Source organism: Actinoplanes sp. NPDC049265 (genome assembly GCF_043197135.1).
Classification (GTDB): domain Bacteria; phylum Actinomycetota; class Actinomycetes; order Mycobacteriales; family Micromonosporaceae; genus Actinoplanes.
This window is the reverse complement of sequence record NZ_JBICSP010000004.1, coordinates 373,362-390,241: the sequence shown is the minus strand read 5'-3', so window position 1 is coordinate 390,241 and position 16,880 is coordinate 373,362. Positions and strand designations below refer to the sequence as shown.

The following is a 16,880-nucleotide window of genomic DNA, read 5'->3' as shown; positions in this document are numbered from 1 at the left end:
GCGCTTCGGCAACGACCATCCTCAATGGTCAGTCCTCTGTGCTGCGGCGGATTGTCCGTTTCCCCGATAACCAAGAATCACATTCGAACCGCCCGGCGCGATCATGAAAGGTGTGGTTAGCCTTCCTGCGCTCAAGCTTTGTACCCACGGGGGGAGTACACAATGAGGCTTTCCGTAAAACGTGTGCTGGCAACCGCATCCGCTGTCGTATTGACGACCGCATTGGGCGTTGCCGCGACGGAGGGACCGGCCGCCGCCGACACCGACCTGGGCCTGCCCGGATACGGCGACCTGATCGCCAACGACGAGCACGACCGGGTCTTCGTCAGCGGCGGTCCGTCGTCCAACGGCATCACCGTCACCGACCTCGACGGCGAGGTCGTCAAGCACATCAAGAACCAGTACGGCGCCACCGGCCTGGCCCAGGACGCCGATACCGAGTGGGTGTACGCCGCGCTGGCCGCGGGCGACGCGATCACCGAGATCGACGTGCACACGCTCAAGGAGTCCGACCACATCCAGCTGCCGGCCAACACCTGCCCGACCCATCTCGCCATGGCCGACGACGTGCTCTGGTTCGGGCACGGCTGCGGCGACAACTGGAGCGGGGGCATCGGCCGGGTCACCTGGCCCGAGCCGACCGAGGAGAACCCCGACCCCGAGCCCGTGGTCGACCTGAACGTGCAGGGTGACCTGCGCTTCCAGCGCGCGCCGCTGCTCGCGGTGCGCGACGACGGCGACCCGGACGAGCGCGGCACCCTGGTGGCGGCCCAGCTCAACCTGAGCTTCTCCACCGTGTCCGTCTACGACATCGGCGAGGACCGCGGGCTCACCTCGCGCGCGTCGTCCAGCGCGCCGGGCAGCAACCTCTTCGACATCGGCCTCGACCAGTACGGCGAGACGCTGCTGACCGGCGCCGGCGGCCGCAACGCGACCCAGGCGTACGCGACCGCCGACCTGTCCGGCCGTGGCTCGTACTACACCGGCTACCACCCGCTGGCCGTGGCCGCCTCACCCGACGACTGCTACGTGGTCAGCGGCGTCCGCGCCACCGGCGACGACATCTATCTGTACGAGACCGGCGGCGTCGTCCCCGAGAAGCGCATCGACATCACCGACGACGTGCTCGCCCCGCGCGGCCTCACCTTCTCGGACGACATGGAGCACCTGTACGCCGTGACCGTCCCGGCCGCCGGCGGCGCCCCGGAGCTGCACGTCATCCACGACTGGCGGCCGTGACCGCTCAGGGCTGGATGTTCTCCAGGTCGGCCAGCAGGCTGGGGTGCTTCGGCTCCCAGCCCAGGGCCTGCCGGGTGTAGGTGCTGGTCGCGGGCTGGTCGGCGGCGAAGATGGGGCCGATCGGGCCGAAGTTCGCGGCCGGGACGGCCTGGACCGGCAGGCCCAGGCGCCGACCGATGACCGCCGCGATGTCGCGCACCTGGTCGCCCTCGTCGGCCACCGCGTGCCAGGCGGTGCCGGCCGGCGCCTGCTCCAGGGCCAGCCGGAACAGCACCGCCGCATCCAGCGCGTGCACGGCCGGCCAGCGCTGGGTGCCGTCGCCGGGGTAGCCGGCCACCCCGGTCTGCCGGGCGATCTGGGTCAGCAGGCCGGCGAAGCCACCGTCGCCGTTGTTGTGGACCGTGCGGGGCAGGCGGATGGCCGAGCTGCGTACGCCGCGGGAAGCGAGGTCCAGCACGGCCATGACGGCGCGGCCGCGACCGCCGACCGGCCCGTCGGTCGAGGTCGGGTCGGTTTCGGTGGACGGGCGGCCGGGCGCCCAGGGCGTGCCCGAGACCGTGACGAGCGGCCGGTCGCTGCCCTCCAGCGCCGCGCCGAGGGCCTGCTGGGCCGCCGTTTCCTCGGCGACCGACGCGGCCAGGGCCTCGTCGCTGCTGAAGTCGTTGCTGAAGGCCAGGTGGATCACGCCGTCGGCCTGCGCGGCGCCCGCCCGCAGGACGTCCAGGTCGGCCAGGCCGCCCCGGACCGGCTCGGCCCCGGCCGCGTCGGCGGCCTTGGCCGAGGCGTCGGAACGGGCCAGGGCGAGGACGGTGTGGCCGTGATCGAGCAGTTCGGCGACGACGGCGGAGCCGATCAGGCCGGTGCCGCCGGTGATGAAGACGCGCATGGAACACTCCCCAAAGCGATGGGACCTTTGTCCCGTCACTCTAGCAGGGTGATGGGACAAAGGTCCCGTCAACTATGATGGGCCGATGGCGCGATGGGAACCGGGTGCACGCGAACGGCTGGTCCTGGCCGCCCTCGACCTGTTCACCGAGCAGGGGTACGACGCCACCACCGTCGCGCAGATCGCCGAGCGCGCCGGAGTCACCAAGAGCACCTTCTTCCGGCACTTCCCGGACAAACGCGAGCTGCTGGTGGCCGGGCAGGACGCGCTCAGCCAGCTCCTGGCCGAGGGCATCGCCGCGGCGCCCGCCGACGCCGGCCCGCTCGAGGCGGTCGCCGCCGGCCTGCGACGCGCCTCGGACTCGATGGGACCGGTGAACCGTGAGCTCGGCCCGCGGCTGAAAGCGGCCGTCGCCGCCAGCGCCGAGCTGCGGGAACGGGACGCCCTCAAGAGCGTCGGGCTCGCCGCCGCGATGACGACCGCCCTGGTCGCCCGGGGCGTGCCCGAGACCACCGCGGCGGTCGCCGGTGAGTTCGGCGTGCTGGCCTTCAAGCGGGGGTACGCCGCCTGGGTCGAGGACGACCGCGCCGACCTGGCCACGCACACCCTGGCCGCCCTGCGTGACCTGAGGGCGGCCAGCGCCTCTCTATAGGTCGAGCTCGGCCAGCGGCACGTGATGCTGGCCCGCGTGCATGTCCCGGTCGCGCAGGCTGCCCTGGGTGACCGGCCGCGGGAACGAGATCTTGACGACGTTCAGTGACGGGATCCGGAAGATCTGAACGCTGTCCTCGGCCACGCCGTAGAGCCGGGCCACCAGCGACGCGTCCACGAAGGACACCGCCCGGAAACCGGCCTCGTCGCGCATGAACAGCTCCATCGTCGTCCAGAACGGCCCGGCGTTCTTGGAGCGGACCTCGACGGCGAGATCGCCGATGCTAGCCACGTGCGGCCTCCGGGAACTCGATGCGGAACAGGGCGGTGGGGGAGTCGGCGTCGACGACGTGGTTGAGGACGAACTCGTACGCGGCGCCGCGCTCGGTCTCGGCCGGCGAGAACGGGAACGCCAGGCTGGGCAGGTGTTTCATGTCCGGCGTGGGCAGGTGCAGCATGAGCGGGTTGGCGATCTTCGCGATGGCCGTGGCGGTCGCCTGGTCGGCCGCATTGACCAGCAGCATCACGCCGACCTCGCGCGGCGGCGTCTCCTCACGCGTGCCCAGCACCGCGTTGTGGCCGTAGAGGCGGATGTCGAACGCGTAATCGTCGGGCGCGAGGGCGAGGGTCTGGCTGACCCGCTCGACCAGGACCTGTCGCAGCAGGGCGGCCCAGGTGGCGATCTGACCGAGGATGTGCGGGTCACGGATCGCGGTGAACGACATCGTCTCGTAGCCGGTGATCCGTGAGCCTTCGAGCTTGTTGGTGTACTGCTCGGCGAGCTCGAAACGGGAGCCCTCCACCCGTACCCGCCGATGGTCCAAAGCCTTGTAGACCGCGTCGGCGACCTGCAGAGTGCCGGCCGGCTCGCGCATCGAGAACGGGTTCACGGTCTCGTAGAGCATGTGCGCGGCCACCGAGTGCGGCGTGCAGGCGACGCCCTCGGAGAGCGGCTCGACGGTGAAGCCGGTGGCGTCGATGGTGGCGAACACGCCGCTCGACCGCGGGTCGGTGGTGCACTGCGCGCCGCACTCGACGATCTTCGCCGCGTGCCAGGTGGGCCCGGCCGGCATGCCGTGCAGCAGCGGAAAGGCGGCCGCCACGGCGGTGTCGGTGGCCCGCCCGGCCAGCACCACGCCGGCGCCATCGGCCAGGGCCTGGGCGATCGGCTCGTGGCCCATCATCGCCACGATGTGCTCGCAGCTCTCCAAGGTGGACGAATCCAGCTCGCCGTGCGGCGCGAGCGGATGGATCCGGTCCAGGCGCTCCTTGAGATCGGTGGCCCGCTGCTCGCTGTAGATGCGGGCAACCCTCAGATCCGTGCCGATCTCTTGAATCAGGGAGAAGACCCAGTCGACGCCGGAATCGGTGCCGCTGGTCCCGCACGAGCCGACGATCAGCGGAATGCGCGCCGACTCGGCCGCCCGCAGCAACATCCGCAGGTCACGCCGGACCGCCGCCGCCGTCGTCTTGGCCGTGCCCGTGCCCAGGTAGTAGGGCCCCGAGTCGGTCGAGCCGCCGTCCACGGCGATCACGTCGGCGCCGAGTTCGAGCCCGCGGTCGACTATCGACTGCGGGAAGCCGGCCCCGAGCATGCCGGTCGGCACCAGGATGCGTACGGAATCGCGTGTCACAGTGATCCTTTCAGGGATTGGCCGGCCCGTCGTCCGGAGAAGAGGCAGCCGCCCAGGAACGTGCCCTCGAGCGCCCGGTACCCGTGCATGCCACCGCCCCCGAAGCCGCTGACCTCGCCGGCCGCGTACAGCCCGGGAATGGGTTCGCCGCCGGCGTCGAGGACCCGGGCGTCCAGGTCGGTGTGCAGGCCGCCGAGGGTCTTGCGGGTGAGGACGTGCAGGCGTACGCCGATCAGCGGTCCCGCCTTCGGGTCGAGGATCCGGTGCGGCGCCGCCACCCGGATCAGCCGGTCCCCGCGGTACCGGCGGAAGTTGTGGATGGCCGCCACCTGCATGTCCTTGGTGAAGCCGTTGGCCAGCTCGCGGTCCCGGGCCTCGACGACCCGCCGCACCTCGACCGGGTCCAGCAGCGGCTCCGGCGTGAGCTCGTTCATGCCCTTGACCAGCTCGTCCAGGTCGCGGGAGACGACGAAGTCGGGCCCGTTCCGTTTGAACGCCTCGACCGGCGGGGTCGCCCCCGGACGCACCCGGCCCAGCGTCTGCCGCCAGCTGCGCCCGGTCAGGTCCGGGTTCTGCTCGGAGCCGGAGAGCGCGAACTCCTTCTCGATGATCTTCTGGGTGAGCACGAACCAGCTGTGGTCGTGCCCGGTCGTCCGCAAATGCGCGAGCGTGCCGAGCGTGTCGAAACCCGGATACAGCGGTACGGGCAGCCGCTTGCCGGTCGCGTCGAGCCAGATCGGCGACGGGCCGGGCAGGATCCGGATGCCGTGCCGCGGCCAGATCGGGTCGAAGTTCTTGATGCCCTCGACGTAGTGCCACATCCGGTCCGGGTTGATGACCGCGCCACCGGCCTGTTCGGTGATGCCGATCATCCGGCCGTCCACGTGCGCCGGCACGCCGCTGATCATGTGCTCCGGGGGCGTGCCGAGCCGCTCCGGCCAGGCCGAGCGGACGAGCTCGTGGTTGCCGCCGATGCCGCCGGAGGTCACCACGACGGCCTGGGCGGCGTACCCGAAATCACCGATCTCGACCCTGGAACTGGCCTGGCCACGCTCCACGTCGCTCGGTTCCAGCAGGGCGCCCGAAACGCCGGTGACCCGCCCGGCGGTGGTGGTGAGCGCGTCGACCCGGTGGCGGAAACCGAACGTCACGCGGCCCTCGGCCGCCGCCTGCCGCACGACCGCGACGAACGGCTCGATCACGCCCGGTCCGGTACCCCAGACGATGTGGAAGCGCGGCACCGAGTTGCCGTGCCCGGTCGCGTCGTAACCACCCCGCTCGGCCCAGTTGACCAGGGGAAAGAGCTTTATGCCGAGGGTACGCAGCCACGCGCGCTTCTCGCCCGCCGCGAAGTCGACATACGCCTCGGCCCAGCGCCGCGGCCACGCGTCCTCCTCCCGGTCGAAGCCCGCCGTGCCCAGCCAGTCCTGCCACGCCAGCGCGTGCGAGTCGCGGATGCCCATCCGCCGCTGCTCGGGCGAGTCGACCAGGAACAGCCCGCCGAACGACCAGAACGCCTGCCCGCCCAGACTCTGCTCGGGTTCCTGGTCGAGCAGCAGCACCGACTTGCCCGCCGCGGCCAGCTCGGCCGTGGCGACCAGCCCCGCCAGCCCCGCTCCGACGACGATGACGTCCGCTTCCGCGGTCCTGCTGCTCATGGGCGTTCCCCTGTCAGGTGGGCGTTCACGGACGAGGCCGGGCGGCCCGCGAGCGCGGCGACGAGTTCGGTGGCCCCGTCCAGTCCCGCGGCGCGGCGGGCCTCGACGGTCTGCCCGGCCATATGTGAGTAAATCTCAAGTCCGTCCACGCCGCGCAACGCACTGGCCTCCGGCAGCGGTTCGGTGCCCACCACGTCCAGGGCGGCGCCCGCGATCCGGCCCGCGCGCACGGCCTCGGCCAGCGCGTTCTCGTCGACGATCGGCCCGCGCGCGGTGTTGATCAGGTGGGCGGTCGGCTTCATCCTGGCGATGGCCGCGGCGTCGATCAGATTCCGCGTACGCCCGGTCAAGGCCGTGTGCACCGAGACGAAGTCCGACTCCCGCAACACCTCATCCAGCCCGGCACTCTCCGCGTCGGGCACGCTCGTGTGGCACAGCACCCGCATCCCGAACGCCGCCGCCAGCGGCGCCACCGCCCGGGCCGCCGCACCCCAGCCGATCAGCCCGAGCGTCTTGCCGCGCAGCTCGAACCCGTCCCGCCGCGGCCACCCGCCGCCCCGCACCGCCGCGGCCATCGGCACCAGCCGCCGCGCCTGGGCCAGCATCAGCCCGATCGTGTACTCGGCCACCGCGTTGGCGTTGACGCCGGGCAGATTGCTGACGCTGATCCCGAGGCCCGTGGCGGCGTCCACGTCCACCGAGTCGTAGCCGACACCGGTGCGCACGATCGCCTTGAGGGTGGGCGCGTGGCGCAGCACGTGGGCGGTCATCGGCTCGTTGGCGATCAGCGCGCCGTCGACGTCGGCCAGGGCGGCGATCAGCTGGTCCTGGTCGCGCGGGCCGCGCATCGGATCGTGCCGGGTCGTGAAGCCCAGGCCGGTCAGGTAGGCGTCCACCTCGTCGCCCGGTAACAGGTAGTCGGTGGTGATCAGGATGGTCGGCATCGCTCTCTTCCGGTCCGGCGTTCGAGTCGGGCGGCTCTTGGTGCGCAGAGCGGCTCTGCTTACGAATAGGGCTCGTTCGGGTGGGGCGATTCCTGGTGCGCAGAGCGGCTCTGCTTACCAATAGGGCGTGTTCGGGTGGGGCGACTCCTGGTGCGCAGAGCGGCTCTGCTTACCAATAGGGCGCGTTCGGGAGGGGTGGCTATCGGTGCGCAGAGCCGCTCTGCGCACCGAGAGGGGACAGGCGGGCCAGTCGGGTGACTACCAGGACGGCGAGCAGGGCGAGGACGGCGACGTAACCGAGCATCCCGGTCCAGCCGAACAGGTCGACCACGCCGCCGATCAGGGCCGGCCCGCCGAAGCCGCCGAGATACCAGGTCACCGCGTACAGGCCGGTGTAGGTGCCGAGCACCCGGCTGGAGGGCGCCAGGTTCCACAGGGCGACCGCCGCGTTGATCGTGAAACCGGCCGCACCGACCGACGCGACGCAGAACACGACGACGGTCGCGGTGGCCGTCTGCGCGACGGCCCCGGCGGCCAGGGCGACCGCGAAGACGGTCATCCCGATGCCGATCACCCGGAGTCGCCCGAACCGTTCGGCCAGCAGCGCCGCCGGGTAGGCGGCGATCACGTAGGCGATGCCGCTGGGCAGGGTCAGCCCGCCGGCGTCGCCGCGGGACAGGCCGAGCACCTCCATGCCGTACGGAGTGATCAGCGACCGCGACGCGAACCAGGCGCCGCCGAACAGCAGCACGGTCAGCAGCAGGAGCAACCTTCGCCGGTCCCGGTCGGTGATCAGGTCGGCGACGATCGCCCGGAACGGCACCCGCGACTCGGCCGGGCCGGCCGCCGCGTCCTCGGCCACCGCCGCCTGGTAGGCCCGGGACGCGCTGTCGCGCACCTTGACCAGCAGCACGGCCGTGGCGGCGAGCAGGATCACCGACGGGATGGCGAACGACAGGCGTGGATGGTCGTCGACCACGAGCAGGCTGATCAGCGAGGCGACGATGATGGTCAGGGCGGTCGCGATCTTGACGACGGCGTTGGTGCGGCTGCGGCGCTCGGGTGGGATGAAGTCGGGGGTCAGCGATTCGGCCAGCGGTCGCATGGTGTTGGCGACCAGCGCGTACCCGAACATGACGGCGATCAGCATCGGTAGCGACGTGGTCCACGGCAGCAGCGCGAAGATCAGTGCGGCCAGGGGCATGCCGACGGCGAGGTACGGGATGCGGCGGCCCCATCGGGTGCGGGTGTTGTCGGAGCGGTTGCCGATCCAGGGCTGGATGAAGATGCCCAGCAGGTTGTCCAGGCCCATCAGCGCACCGACCAGGGCGGCGCTGGTGACGTGTTCGCGCAGTAGGACGGGCACCTGGTTGTCGTAGAAGTTCCAGGTCGACTCCTGCGCGAACAGCGCCAGGGCGATGTAGAAGGTGATCTTCCGTTGAGACAAAGCCGCTCACCCCCTCGGTGGTGACCGTCACGTTATTTTGCTGTAGCAAAATCGTCAAGAGTTGCAAACGCGGATGCTATGGCAAGGTTGTATTCTCGCGGACATGACAGCAACCGCGCCGACGCTTGCGGACCAGGCGTATCTCGACGTCCGTGACGCGATCCGGCTTGGCCAGCTCGCACCGGGTGAAAAGGTGACCGAGCGGGGCATGGCCGAGCGGCTCCGGATCAGCCCGACGCCGGTTCGCGAGGCGCTGCGCCGGCTCGAACTCGACGGGCTGATCGAGCGGATCGGACCGCGTACGGTACGAGTGGCCAGCATCCGGTCGGCCGCCGTCGACGACCTGGTCGAGGTCGAGATCGGGCTGCGCGGCCTGGTCGCCCGGTTCGCCGCCCGGCACGCCACCACCGAGCAGATCGACGCCCTCGACGCGATCCTCGACCGGGCCGACGACCTGCTGTTCCTGGTCAAGGAGCGGCAGGACAAGCGGGTCCCGGTCGAGCGCTACCTGACCGACCTGTTCGACACCATCCAGGAGTTCAACGACGCCGTGATCGCCTGCGCGCACAACCCGGTGCTGGCCCGGATGGTCGAGCAGAGCCGGGTGTTCTCCGTGCCGCAGCGCCGCCAGGTGGTGGTGCTGACGGCGATGAACACCGGCACCTGGGGCATGGACCGCTACAGCAGCCACCGCGCGCTGGTCCGGGCCCTGCGGGCACGCGACTCGGCCGAGGCGGAGCGGATCGCGCTGGCCGACGCGCAGGGCGGGCTGGCGGCCATCCGGGAGGCGCTGTGACAACGCACCGGATCGCGGTCATCCCCGGCGACGGCATCGGCCCGGAGGTCGTACCCGCCGGCCTGGACGCCCTGTCGGCGACCGCCGAGCGCTTCGGCCTGCGGCTCGAGTACGACACCTTCGACTTCGCCAGCGCCGGTTACTGGCAGCGGCACGGCACGATGCTGCCACCGGACTGGGAGGAGACGCTGCGACGGTACGACGCGATCTTCTTCGGCGCGGTGGGCTGGCCTTCGGTCGTACCCGATCATGTCTCGCTTTGGGGCAGCCTCCTGCAGTTCCGCCGGGTCTTCGACCAGTACGTGAACCTGCGGCCGTGCCGCCTCATGCCCGGCGTCCGCAGCCCCCTGGCCGGCCGGGCGGCGGGCGACATCGACTTCGTCGTGGTCCGCGAGAACACCGAGGGCGAATACTCCAGTGTGGGCGGTCGCGTCTTCGCCGGCACCGAGCGCGAGACCGTCCTGCAAGAGACGGTGATGACCCGGGTCGGCGTCGACCGCGTGCTGCGCTTCGCCTTCGAGCTGGCCGACCGGCGCCCGGCCCGGCACCTGACCTCGGCGACCAAGAGCAACGGCATCAGCATCTCGATGCCGTACTGGGACGAGCGCGTCGAGGCGATGGCAGATCGATTTCCCGGGGTACGCCAGGACAGGTTCCACATCGACGCCCTGGCCGCCCAGTTCGTGCTCCACCCCGAGCGCTTCGACGTGGTCGTGGCCAGCAACCTGTTCGGCGACATCCTCTCCGACCTGGGCCCGGCCTGCGCCGGCACGCTGGGCATCGCGCCGAGCGCCAACATCAACCCCGACCGCTCCAGCCCCAGCCTCTTCGAACCGGTGCACGGCTCCGCCCCCGACATCGCCGGGCAGGGCATCGCCAATCCGGTCGGCCAGATCTGGTGCGCCTCGATGATGCTCGACCACCTGGGCCATCCGGAGGCGGCGGCCCACCTGCTCGGCGCGATCGAGGACGTGCTGGCCCTCGGCCCGTCCGGGGCGCCCCTGACCCCCGATCTGCACGGCAAGGGAACCACCGCCGAGCTGGGCCGGGCCATCACCGAGCGCGTCCGCGAGCGTTAGGCCGACCGTCCCGGCCTCACTCCGGCGCAGGTGATCACGGTCGAGCTCGCGCTGTTCGGCTCCGGGCCGCCCGGCCCGGGGCCGAGACCGGGGCCCGCGTACCCGCCGGCTCGCCTCCGGCCGGCCCCTGCTGGTTTCCGCCTGAGCGGTCCGGCTCCGGAAACCGGTCCGTCACACTGACTCCAGGATGGTCGTCGCGGCCGGGCGGGGCTTCCAGCCCAGGGTCTTGGCACGGTCGTTGTGGATGACCGGGCCCTCGGCCGCGTGCTCGACCGGCCGGCCGTGCAGGACGTCCGCCACCTCGGCGAAGTTCCAGGTCGGGCCGTCGGCGACGCAGAGGAAGCGGCGGCCGGCGGCGTCGGGGGCGGCCATCACGCGCAGGTGCAGGTCGGCCACGTCGCGGACGTCGGCGATGCCGAAGCGGTGCTGGGGCAGGCCTTCGGTCGTACCCTCGCGAAGGGTTTGAATCAGGAACATCGAGGAGCCGATGTCGGTGGTCAGCGCCGGGCCGAGGATGAAGGTCGGGTTGACCACGGCCAGGTCGAGGCGGTTGCGCCGGGCGAAGTCCCAGGCCGCGCGTTCGGCGACGGCCTTCGACCGCGGGTAGGCGGCCAGGCCGGGCGTGTCGGGGTCGGTCCAGTCGTCCTCGGTGAACTCGGGGGACGGCTTGGGCGTGTAGCCGATGGCGGCGAAGGACGAGGTCAGCACGACCCGGCGCACGCCGGCCTGGTGCGCGGCGCGTAGTACCCGTACGGCGCCGTCGCGGGCCGGGCGGATCAGGTCGTCGGGGTCGTCGGGCTGGGCGACGGGGATGGGTGAGGCGACGTGGTGGACCTCGGCGCAGCCGGCGACCGCCGCGGCCCAGCCGTCGTCGGCGGCCAGGTCGGCCTGGACCACCTCGAGCGCGGTGTCGTCGGCGCCGCCACGGCGGACGGCGGCCCGCAGCCCGGCCTCCTTGGCGAGGGTGCGGACGGTGGCGCGAACCGGGCGGCCGGCGCGCAGCAGGGCGGCGACCAGGTGCGTGCCGACGTACCCGGAACCCCCGGTGACCAGGACCGGAATCTCAGCTTCAGTCATGTGACAAAGGGACCAGACCTCAAGCGCTTGAGGTCAAGCGCCGGCCTGATACCTTCTACTTGAACACGTTCAAGTCTGGGGTGAGTGCCATGGATCGGCTGACCGGGCCCGGCTGGGCCGGAGTGCACGTGGTGGTCGCGGTCGCGGTGCTGCTGTTCGTGCCGCTCGGGCTGCAGATCCTCGGCCGTGGCGACCGGCTCGTCCGGTGGTGGCCGGTCGCGGCCGGGCCGGCCGTGGTCGCGCTGCTCCTGCCGCGTGGGCCGGTCGCGGCGTTGCTCGGCGTGCCGTACCTGATCGCGTGCCTGGCCGTGCCGGTCGTCCTGCGGCGGGACCGGCCGGCGGCGTTCGCGGCGGCCTGCCTCCCGGTCGCCGCGGCCGGGCTGCTGGCCGAACGGGCCGGCTACCAGCTGTTCGGCTTCCCGCTGGGAGTGCTCGGGCTGACCGCGGCCCACTTCCATGTGGCCGGATTCGGCGCGATGTTGCTGCTCGCGCTGGCCCGGCCGCGGTTGCGGTTCCTGGCGCCGCTCGGCATCGCCGTCGTCGGCGCCGGGTTCTTCATCGGCGACGCGGTCGAACTGGTCGGGGCCGGCCTGCTCACGGCCGGGCTGTGGCTCGCGCTGGCCTCCCGGCGGACCCGGCCGCTCTTCGCTCTGAGCGTGGTGACCATGGGGCTGGCGCTGCTCTACGCGGCGGGCGAGGTCTTCGAGATCCCGCACCTGAACCTGACCTGGATGGTCCTGACCCACGGGGTGCTCAACGCCGCCGCGGTGCTGACCGCGCTGGTCGTCGCCTGGGTCCGGCGTGAGCAACCCTGGTCGGAACACCGGTGGTCGCATCCGGCGGGCGACTTCACCGCCGCGTCGGACGCGCTGCTGCGGTGGGAGATGCACCGCCGGGCGGGCGCGTGGGTCGACCCGGCCACGCCGCCCGCGACGACCGGGCAGCGGATGGTCTCGGCCGTCGGGGCCGGCCGGCTGCGGCTGCCGGAGCCGTGCGAGGTGATCGAGGTGGTGCGGGCTCCCGGCCGTACGGTGATGCACTACCGGACGCTTCCCGGGCACACCTTCACCGGCGACGAGCGGTTCGCCGTGGTGGCCGACGGCACCGGCCGGGCCCGGCTGGAGGTGGCGGTGCGGTCGCAGCCCGTACACGTGATCGCGCGACTGGCCGGCCCCCTCGTCGCCGTCGCGCAGTGGCTGTTCGTCGCCCGGTGCGCGGCCGTCCTGCGCGCGGCGTCGCACATCACCTCTCGAAGTGCTGGTAGTCCTTGAGCGAGGTCCAGTCGCCACCCCAGCGGAAGCCGCGGGCGGCGAACGTGCGCCAGACCCGGTCGCCGTGCCGGATCAGGCCGGGGCGGAGGGCGGTCCGGCCGGTGAATCGCTTTCCGCTCGGCGGCAGCACGACCCGGCCCTTGACGTACGGATTCTCCATCGGATTGAGGTCGATGGCCCGGCCGTACGAATGCACCGAGAAGCCCCGCGACGAACCGGTGGCCGGCCGGCAGTTGAACGCCGAGGTGTTGTCGGCGGCCATCGACGCGTTGTCGTCGCCGCGGTAGAGGTCGACGCGGTTCATCCGGCGGATCGGGAAGCGCATCGCGTACAACGTGTGGAAAACGGTCACGACGCTGCTCGCGGCATCCCTGTGCACGATCAGCTCACCGCGGTGCCGGATCCCGTCGAAGCCCCAGTAGGTCAAGCCGACCAGGCGCAGGTCGGCGATGCGCACCGGGCAGCCGCGGCGCCAGGAGACCCCGGTCATCGCCCGTGCGGTGGCCGTGTCGATGCCCCGGATGGCGGCGCGGTACCCGTCGTCGGGCGCGGACAGCCCGGTGGCGGCCAGGACCGCGCTGAGCACGAAGGCGATCACGCAGTCATTTTGGCATGGTTCGTGACGTTACTTGACCTTTACCGCATGGGCGACGCTGTACGCCGCCAGCAGCCCCGACTCGGTGTCCCCGCTGACCCAGGCCCGATAGGTGTACGTCTTCTTCGACGTCTGCTTGACCACGACCGAGTAGACGCCGTGCTCGAGCGTGTACCCACGGTTGACCACCGACCAGGTGCCATTGGCGTTCTTGCGCTGGATCTGCACGGCCAGCCACGGCTGGGCCGGGGTCTGAACGATCCGCGCCGTGACCGTGCCGGCCCGGCCGGAGACGACCGTGAGGACCGGCACCACCCGGTTGTAGACCACGACGGTCCGCGACATCACGCCGTCCACCGCCACCGCGAACTCGAAACCGGTGTCCACCCACCGGGTCATCCGGTAGGTGCCGTTCGCCGCGGCCTTGGTCGTGATCGGCGCGAAGGAGCCGTCCTGCCAGTTGAGGGACGGCGCCAGGGCGTGGAACTGGTACGCGGACTCGTACAGCTCGACCGTCGCGCCCGGCGTGGCCGTCCCCGTGATGGCGATGGTCTGGTAACCCGCTGTGCTGGCTGGTGCCGAGATCGTCGGCGTAGCCGAGGCCGCTCGGGCCGGTGTGACGACGATGTTAGAGCAGGTCAAAGCCATGGCGGCGGCCAGGAGAGCGGTTCGGAGGCGCATGGACGGAGCCTAAGTTCGATTACCGTACGCAATCATGGCCCGTTTGGGCAGATGTAGCCGCTGAATGGCAGGGCGCCTCGACCCCGACGAGGGCAGTCACTGCTCATCTCCACCGCCACCCCCGGCTCGGAGAGTTACGGCAAGCTGTCCCTGCTCACCGTCCTCGGCGCGGACATCTTCACGGGACGGCGCTGACGCCCTCGGTTCCCTAGAATCGGCCGCTCGGTGACCGTCCAAGGAGGACTGCGTGACGATCGATTCGCGGCCAGGGGTGAGCCCGCTGGGCTACTGGCTGGGCTGCTTCCGCAAGTACGCCACGTTCAGCGGCCGGGCGCGCCGCGCCGAGTACTGGTGGTACACGCTCTTCAACCTGATCATCTACGCCGTACTGGTCGGGATCGGCTTTCTGATGGGCGACTCCGACACCGGCACGACGGTGTTCGGGTTCATGGTCATGGCGTACATCCTCGTCGTGTTCCTGCCGACCCTGGCCGTCACCTGCCGGCGGCTGCACGACGCCGGGCTGAGCGGCGGGTGGCAGTTGCTGGGCTTCGTACCCATCGGTGGCCTGGTCGTGTTCATCATGACGATCCTGGACAGCAACCCGGGCCCGAACCAGTACGGCCCCGACCCGCGCTGACACCGCCGGCCCGGGGGACGCGCCGATGACGACGACCGCGTTGTGGCCGCCCATGCCCAGGGACGACTTGACGGTGAGGCCGGGCTCGACCGGCTGAACACCGGACAGCAGCCGGGGGTGGGCGTCCGCGACGGCCGGGGGAGCGGGCACGACACCCCGGCGGTAGGCCAGGGCGCTGACCGCGATCTCGACCGCGGCGGCGGCGCCCTGGCAGTGGCCGGTCAGCGGCTTCACCGAGAAGACGCGGGTGGCCGGCGGGAACAACTCGTCGAGGATCGTCGCCTCGGCGGTGTCGCACTGCCGGGTGCCGGGGCCGTGCGCGTTGAGATAGCGGACGTCGCGAGCGTGCACGCCGGCCGCGGTCAGCGCCTCGGTGAAACAACACCGGACGGCCGCCAGACCCGGGTCGATCGAGGTGACGTGGTACGCGTCGTGGGTCATCGCGCCGCCGAGGATCTCCGCGTACGGGTGGCCGCCGCCGGCCGACAGCACGAAGGCGACCGACGCCTCGCCCATCACGAAACCGCGGCTGCCGGCCTGGAACGGACGGCAGGCCCGCAACGGCTCCACGTCCGTGACGGCGACGCCGAGACCGACGAAGTGGTCCAGCGTCTCGGGGGTGCAGGACAGATCGGTGGCGACGACGAGCACATCGTCGGCGGCGCCGGTGTCGATCCAGGACCTGGCCGTGAGCACGGCGGCGTTGCCGGAGGCGCACATCGCCGACACCGCCATCGCCGGGCCCCGGAAACCGAACTCCCGCATCAGCAGCGACACCGGGGTGGAGGGCATCAGCGCCAGATAGTCCCGATTGGACAGCCGTCGGTCGGGCCCGGTGTAGAAGTCCCGCCACAGGTCGACCTCGCCGAGCACGACCGCGTGTACCAGCCCGACCCAGCGGCCCGGCACCCAGCCGTTGGCCCGCGCGTCCGCGACGGCCTCGCGGGCCGCCGCGCGCACGGCCCGGGCGAACCGGCTCGGACCGTCGGCCGGATCGCCGCCGTCGGGCACGTGTGCGGCGTACCCGGCGTCCGGGTGCGGGCGGTAGCCGGGACTGGGCGTGGCGGCGGAGCGACCGGTGAGCAGCCCGTTCCACAGGTGCTCACGGCCCCAGCCGTACCCGGTCACGGCGCCGATGCCGTGGATGGCCGTACCCATCGCACCACCGTGATCCGGCCACCGCGCCGGGACCAGCGGTTTCGACCTCGCTCGAAAGGCTCAGGCCGTCGCGTACGCCCACGACCGGATGGCCGTGCCGTCCGGCGGGGCCGGCGCCGTCACGCCGGCAGCCGATAGCGTTTGAGGAAGTCCCACAGGATCCGCGTGGCGTCGATCTCGCTGCCCGGTTCGGTCACGCCGGGCCAGACGTGGCCGCCGTTGCTGATCCGGTAGAGCACGACGTCGGCATTCTTGCGGCAGTCGGTGTACGTCAGCCGGGTCACGTGCGCGGTGACGGTCTCGGGCTGCGGGCCGGTGCGGCAGTCGTTGAGCCGGGCCCAGGTCTGCGCGGCCAGCGGAACCGCGTACCCCCACCGCAGGTCGTTGCTGCCCGGGTACGGGTTGGTCGTGTCCTGCTGACCGTGCCAGGTCACGATCGGCACCGGGCGGCTGGGCCGGCAGTCCTCGACCTCGGGCACGCTGACATCGTCGGGGTCGGGGCGGCCCGCCCGCAGCCCGGCGCTGGCCGCGATCGCGGCGATCTTGTCGGCCCGGCGGCAGGCCAGCGCCGACGACATCCGGGCGCCGCCGGAGTGCCCGGCCGCGTAGGTGCGGCGCGGGTCGGTGCAGAACCGGTCGGTGATCACGTCGATCACGTGACTCAGGTATTTGATGTCGTCGCGGGCGTCCGGCGGCGGCATCTGACCGGCGGTCGTGGGCACGCCGGGCACGTTCCAGGCCCAGCTGCCGTTGGCCGGCATCGGGTTCTGCGGCAGCGAGATCGCGCCGTTCGGCGCGGCCACGATGAAGCCGTTGGTGCCGGCCACGGGGCGCAGGCCGCTGTAGTCCATCTGGCCAGGCCCGTTGCCGCTGCTGCCGTGCAGATTCAGGAGCAGGGGTACGCGGCCCGCGCGCAGAATCGGCGGGATGTACAGCAGCACCGGGTAGGTCTGACCCTGGAACGGGACCTCGATGGTCGTGTCACCGCTGACCGCCGGCCGGGAGCAGTCGGGCGGGGCGGGGGCGGCCGAGGCCGGCACGGCGGTTCCCGTGACCAGCAGCGTCACGGCCCCGGCGAGCACGCCGATGGTGTTACGAATGGATCGGTCAGACATGAACGACAC

The 16,880-nt window shown here is 71.6% G+C and carries 16 protein-coding genes and 1 pseudogene; 6 read left to right on the top strand and 11 right to left on the bottom strand.

Annotated features, from left to right (window positions below):
- Window positions 1–210: 210 nt before the first annotated feature.
- Window positions 211–1,239, top strand: coding sequence for a YncE family protein (locus tag ACGFIO_RS13930; protein ID WP_392826233.1), 1,029 nt, complete (start codon window positions 211–213; stop codon window positions 1,237–1,239).
- A 4-nt stretch (window positions 1,240–1,243) separates the two neighbouring features.
- On the opposite strand, the gene ACGFIO_RS13925 is transcribed toward ACGFIO_RS13930, so the two are convergent.
- Window positions 1,244–2,125, bottom strand: coding sequence for an SDR family oxidoreductase (locus ACGFIO_RS13925; protein ID WP_392826231.1), 882 nt, complete (start codon window positions 2,123–2,125; stop codon window positions 1,244–1,246).
- 85 nt (window positions 2,126–2,210) lie between these two features.
- Here ACGFIO_RS13925 and ACGFIO_RS13920 point away from each other — a divergent pair, with 85 nt between their 5' ends.
- A complete protein-coding gene (locus ACGFIO_RS13920) occupies window positions 2,211–2,777 on the top strand; it encodes a TetR/AcrR family transcriptional regulator (protein WP_392826230.1) in 567 nt (188 codons plus the stop codon).
- Here the strand turns inward: ACGFIO_RS13920 and ACGFIO_RS13915 are convergent.
- From ACGFIO_RS13915 to ACGFIO_RS13895, 5 genes are all read right to left on the bottom strand, one after another.
- Window positions 2,772–3,068: a DUF4387 domain-containing protein gene (locus ACGFIO_RS13915; protein WP_392826228.1), complete on the bottom strand. Its 297-nt coding sequence runs from the start codon at window positions 3,066–3,068 to the stop codon at window positions 2,772–2,774. The genes ACGFIO_RS13920 and ACGFIO_RS13915 overlap by 6 nt on opposite strands.
- Window positions 3,061–4,410 (bottom strand): acyclic terpene utilization AtuA family protein, encoded by a 1,350-nt coding sequence (locus tag ACGFIO_RS13910; protein WP_392826226.1) that lies wholly within the window; start codon window positions 4,408–4,410, stop codon window positions 3,061–3,063. Before ACGFIO_RS13910 ends, ACGFIO_RS13915 begins: the two co-directional genes overlap by 8 nt.
- Window positions 4,407–6,068 carry an FAD-binding dehydrogenase gene (locus ACGFIO_RS13905; protein WP_392826225.1) on the bottom strand — a complete coding sequence of 554 codons (1,662 nt, stop codon included), beginning with the start codon at window positions 6,066–6,068 and terminating at the stop codon, window positions 4,407–4,409. Before ACGFIO_RS13905 ends, ACGFIO_RS13910 begins: the two co-directional genes overlap by 4 nt.
- Window positions 6,065–7,012 carry a phosphoglycerate dehydrogenase gene (locus tag ACGFIO_RS13900; protein ID WP_392826224.1) on the bottom strand — a complete coding sequence of 316 codons (948 nt, stop codon included), beginning with the start codon at window positions 7,010–7,012 and terminating at the stop codon, window positions 6,065–6,067. The genes ACGFIO_RS13905 and ACGFIO_RS13900 overlap by 4 nt, the downstream gene beginning before the upstream one ends.
- A 199-nt stretch (window positions 7,013–7,211) precedes the next feature.
- Entirely contained in the window at window positions 7,212–8,459 is a 1,248-nt protein-coding gene (locus ACGFIO_RS13895) for an MFS transporter (RefSeq protein ID WP_392826222.1), read from the bottom strand.
- Window positions 8,460–8,562: 103 nt separating this feature from the next.
- On the opposite strand from ACGFIO_RS13895, the gene ACGFIO_RS13890 reads away from it, so the two are divergent.
- The gene (locus tag ACGFIO_RS13890) at window positions 8,563–9,255 is read left to right on the top strand and encodes a GntR family transcriptional regulator (protein WP_392826221.1); all 693 of its coding nucleotides are present in this window, start codon (window positions 8,563–8,565) and stop codon (window positions 9,253–9,255) included.
- Window positions 9,252–10,334: a tartrate dehydrogenase gene (locus ACGFIO_RS13885; RefSeq protein WP_392826220.1), complete on the top strand. Its 1,083-nt coding sequence runs from the start codon at window positions 9,252–9,254 to the stop codon at window positions 10,332–10,334. The genes ACGFIO_RS13890 and ACGFIO_RS13885 overlap by 4 nt, the downstream gene beginning before the upstream one ends.
- Window positions 10,335–10,505: 171 nt before the next feature.
- Here ACGFIO_RS13885 and ACGFIO_RS13880 read toward each other — a convergent pair whose 3' ends face one another.
- Window positions 10,506–11,411, bottom strand: coding sequence for an NAD-dependent epimerase/dehydratase family protein (locus ACGFIO_RS13880; protein WP_392826217.1), 906 nt, complete (start codon window positions 11,409–11,411; stop codon window positions 10,506–10,508).
- Window positions 11,412–11,500: 89 nt separating this feature from the next.
- Between ACGFIO_RS13880 and ACGFIO_RS13875 the strand changes: the two genes are divergently transcribed.
- Complete coding sequence (locus tag ACGFIO_RS13875; RefSeq protein ID WP_392826215.1) at window positions 11,501–12,682, top strand: YndJ family transporter; 1,182 nt, start codon at window positions 11,501–11,503, stop codon at window positions 12,680–12,682.
- On the opposite strand, the gene ACGFIO_RS13870 is transcribed toward ACGFIO_RS13875, so the two are convergent.
- Complete coding sequence (locus ACGFIO_RS13870; RefSeq protein ID WP_392826213.1) at window positions 12,654–13,280, bottom strand: M15 family metallopeptidase; 627 nt, start codon at window positions 13,278–13,280, stop codon at window positions 12,654–12,656. The genes ACGFIO_RS13875 and ACGFIO_RS13870 overlap by 29 nt on opposite strands.
- A 27-nt stretch (window positions 13,281–13,307) precedes the next feature.
- Window positions 13,308–13,958: a hypothetical protein gene (locus ACGFIO_RS13865; RefSeq protein WP_392826210.1), complete on the bottom strand. Its 651-nt coding sequence runs from the start codon at window positions 13,956–13,958 to the stop codon at window positions 13,308–13,310.
- A 247-nt stretch (window positions 13,959–14,205) separates the two neighbouring features.
- On the opposite strand from ACGFIO_RS13865, the gene ACGFIO_RS13860 reads away from it, so the two are divergent.
- Window positions 14,206–14,598 (top strand): DUF805 domain-containing protein, encoded by a 393-nt coding sequence (locus ACGFIO_RS13860; RefSeq protein ID WP_392826418.1) that lies wholly within the window; start codon window positions 14,206–14,208, stop codon window positions 14,596–14,598.
- A gap of 153 nt (window positions 14,599–14,751) precedes the next feature.
- Here the strand turns inward: ACGFIO_RS13860 and ACGFIO_RS13855 are convergent.
- Both ACGFIO_RS13855 and ACGFIO_RS13850 read right to left on the bottom strand, forming a co-directional pair.
- Window positions 14,752–15,756: pseudogene (locus ACGFIO_RS13855) on the bottom strand (beta-ketoacyl synthase N-terminal-like domain-containing protein); the annotation flags it as partial.
- Between the two features lie 119 nt (window positions 15,757–15,875).
- Window positions 15,876–16,871, bottom strand: a complete 996-nt coding sequence (locus ACGFIO_RS13850; protein ID WP_392826207.1) for an alpha/beta hydrolase family esterase — start codon at window positions 16,869–16,871, stop codon at window positions 15,876–15,878.
- Window positions 16,872–16,880 lie beyond the last annotated feature (9 nt).

Excerpts from the sequence above, each read along its gene's own strand:
- ACGFIO_RS13850 (WP_392826207.1), bottom strand. The coding sequence starts at position 16,871 with ATGTCTGACCGATCCATTCGTAACACCATCGGCGTGCTCGCCGGGGCC.
- ACGFIO_RS13865 (WP_392826210.1), bottom strand. The coding sequence starts at position 13,958 with ATGCGCCTCCGAACCGCTCTCCTGGCCGCCGCCATGGCTTTGACCTGC.
- ACGFIO_RS13900 (WP_392826224.1), bottom strand. The coding sequence starts at position 7,012 with ATGCCGACCATCCTGATCACCACCGACTACCTGTTACCGGGCGACGAG.
- ACGFIO_RS13905 (WP_392826225.1), bottom strand. The coding sequence starts at position 6,068 with ATGAGCAGCAGGACCGCGGAAGCGGACGTCATCGTCGTCGGAGCGGGG.
- ACGFIO_RS13925 (WP_392826231.1), bottom strand. The coding sequence starts at position 2,125 with ATGCGCGTCTTCATCACCGGCGGCACCGGCCTGATCGGCTCCGCCGTC.
- ACGFIO_RS13880 (WP_392826217.1), bottom strand. The coding sequence starts at position 11,411 with ATGACTGAAGCTGAGATTCCGGTCCTGGTCACCGGGGGTTCCGGGTAC.
- ACGFIO_RS13920 (WP_392826230.1), top strand. The coding sequence starts at position 2,211 with ATGGCGCGATGGGAACCGGGTGCACGCGAACGGCTGGTCCTGGCCGCC.
- ACGFIO_RS13890 (WP_392826221.1), top strand. The coding sequence starts at position 8,563 with ATGACAGCAACCGCGCCGACGCTTGCGGACCAGGCGTATCTCGACGTC.
- ACGFIO_RS13875 (WP_392826215.1), top strand. The coding sequence starts at position 11,501 with ATGGATCGGCTGACCGGGCCCGGCTGGGCCGGAGTGCACGTGGTGGTC.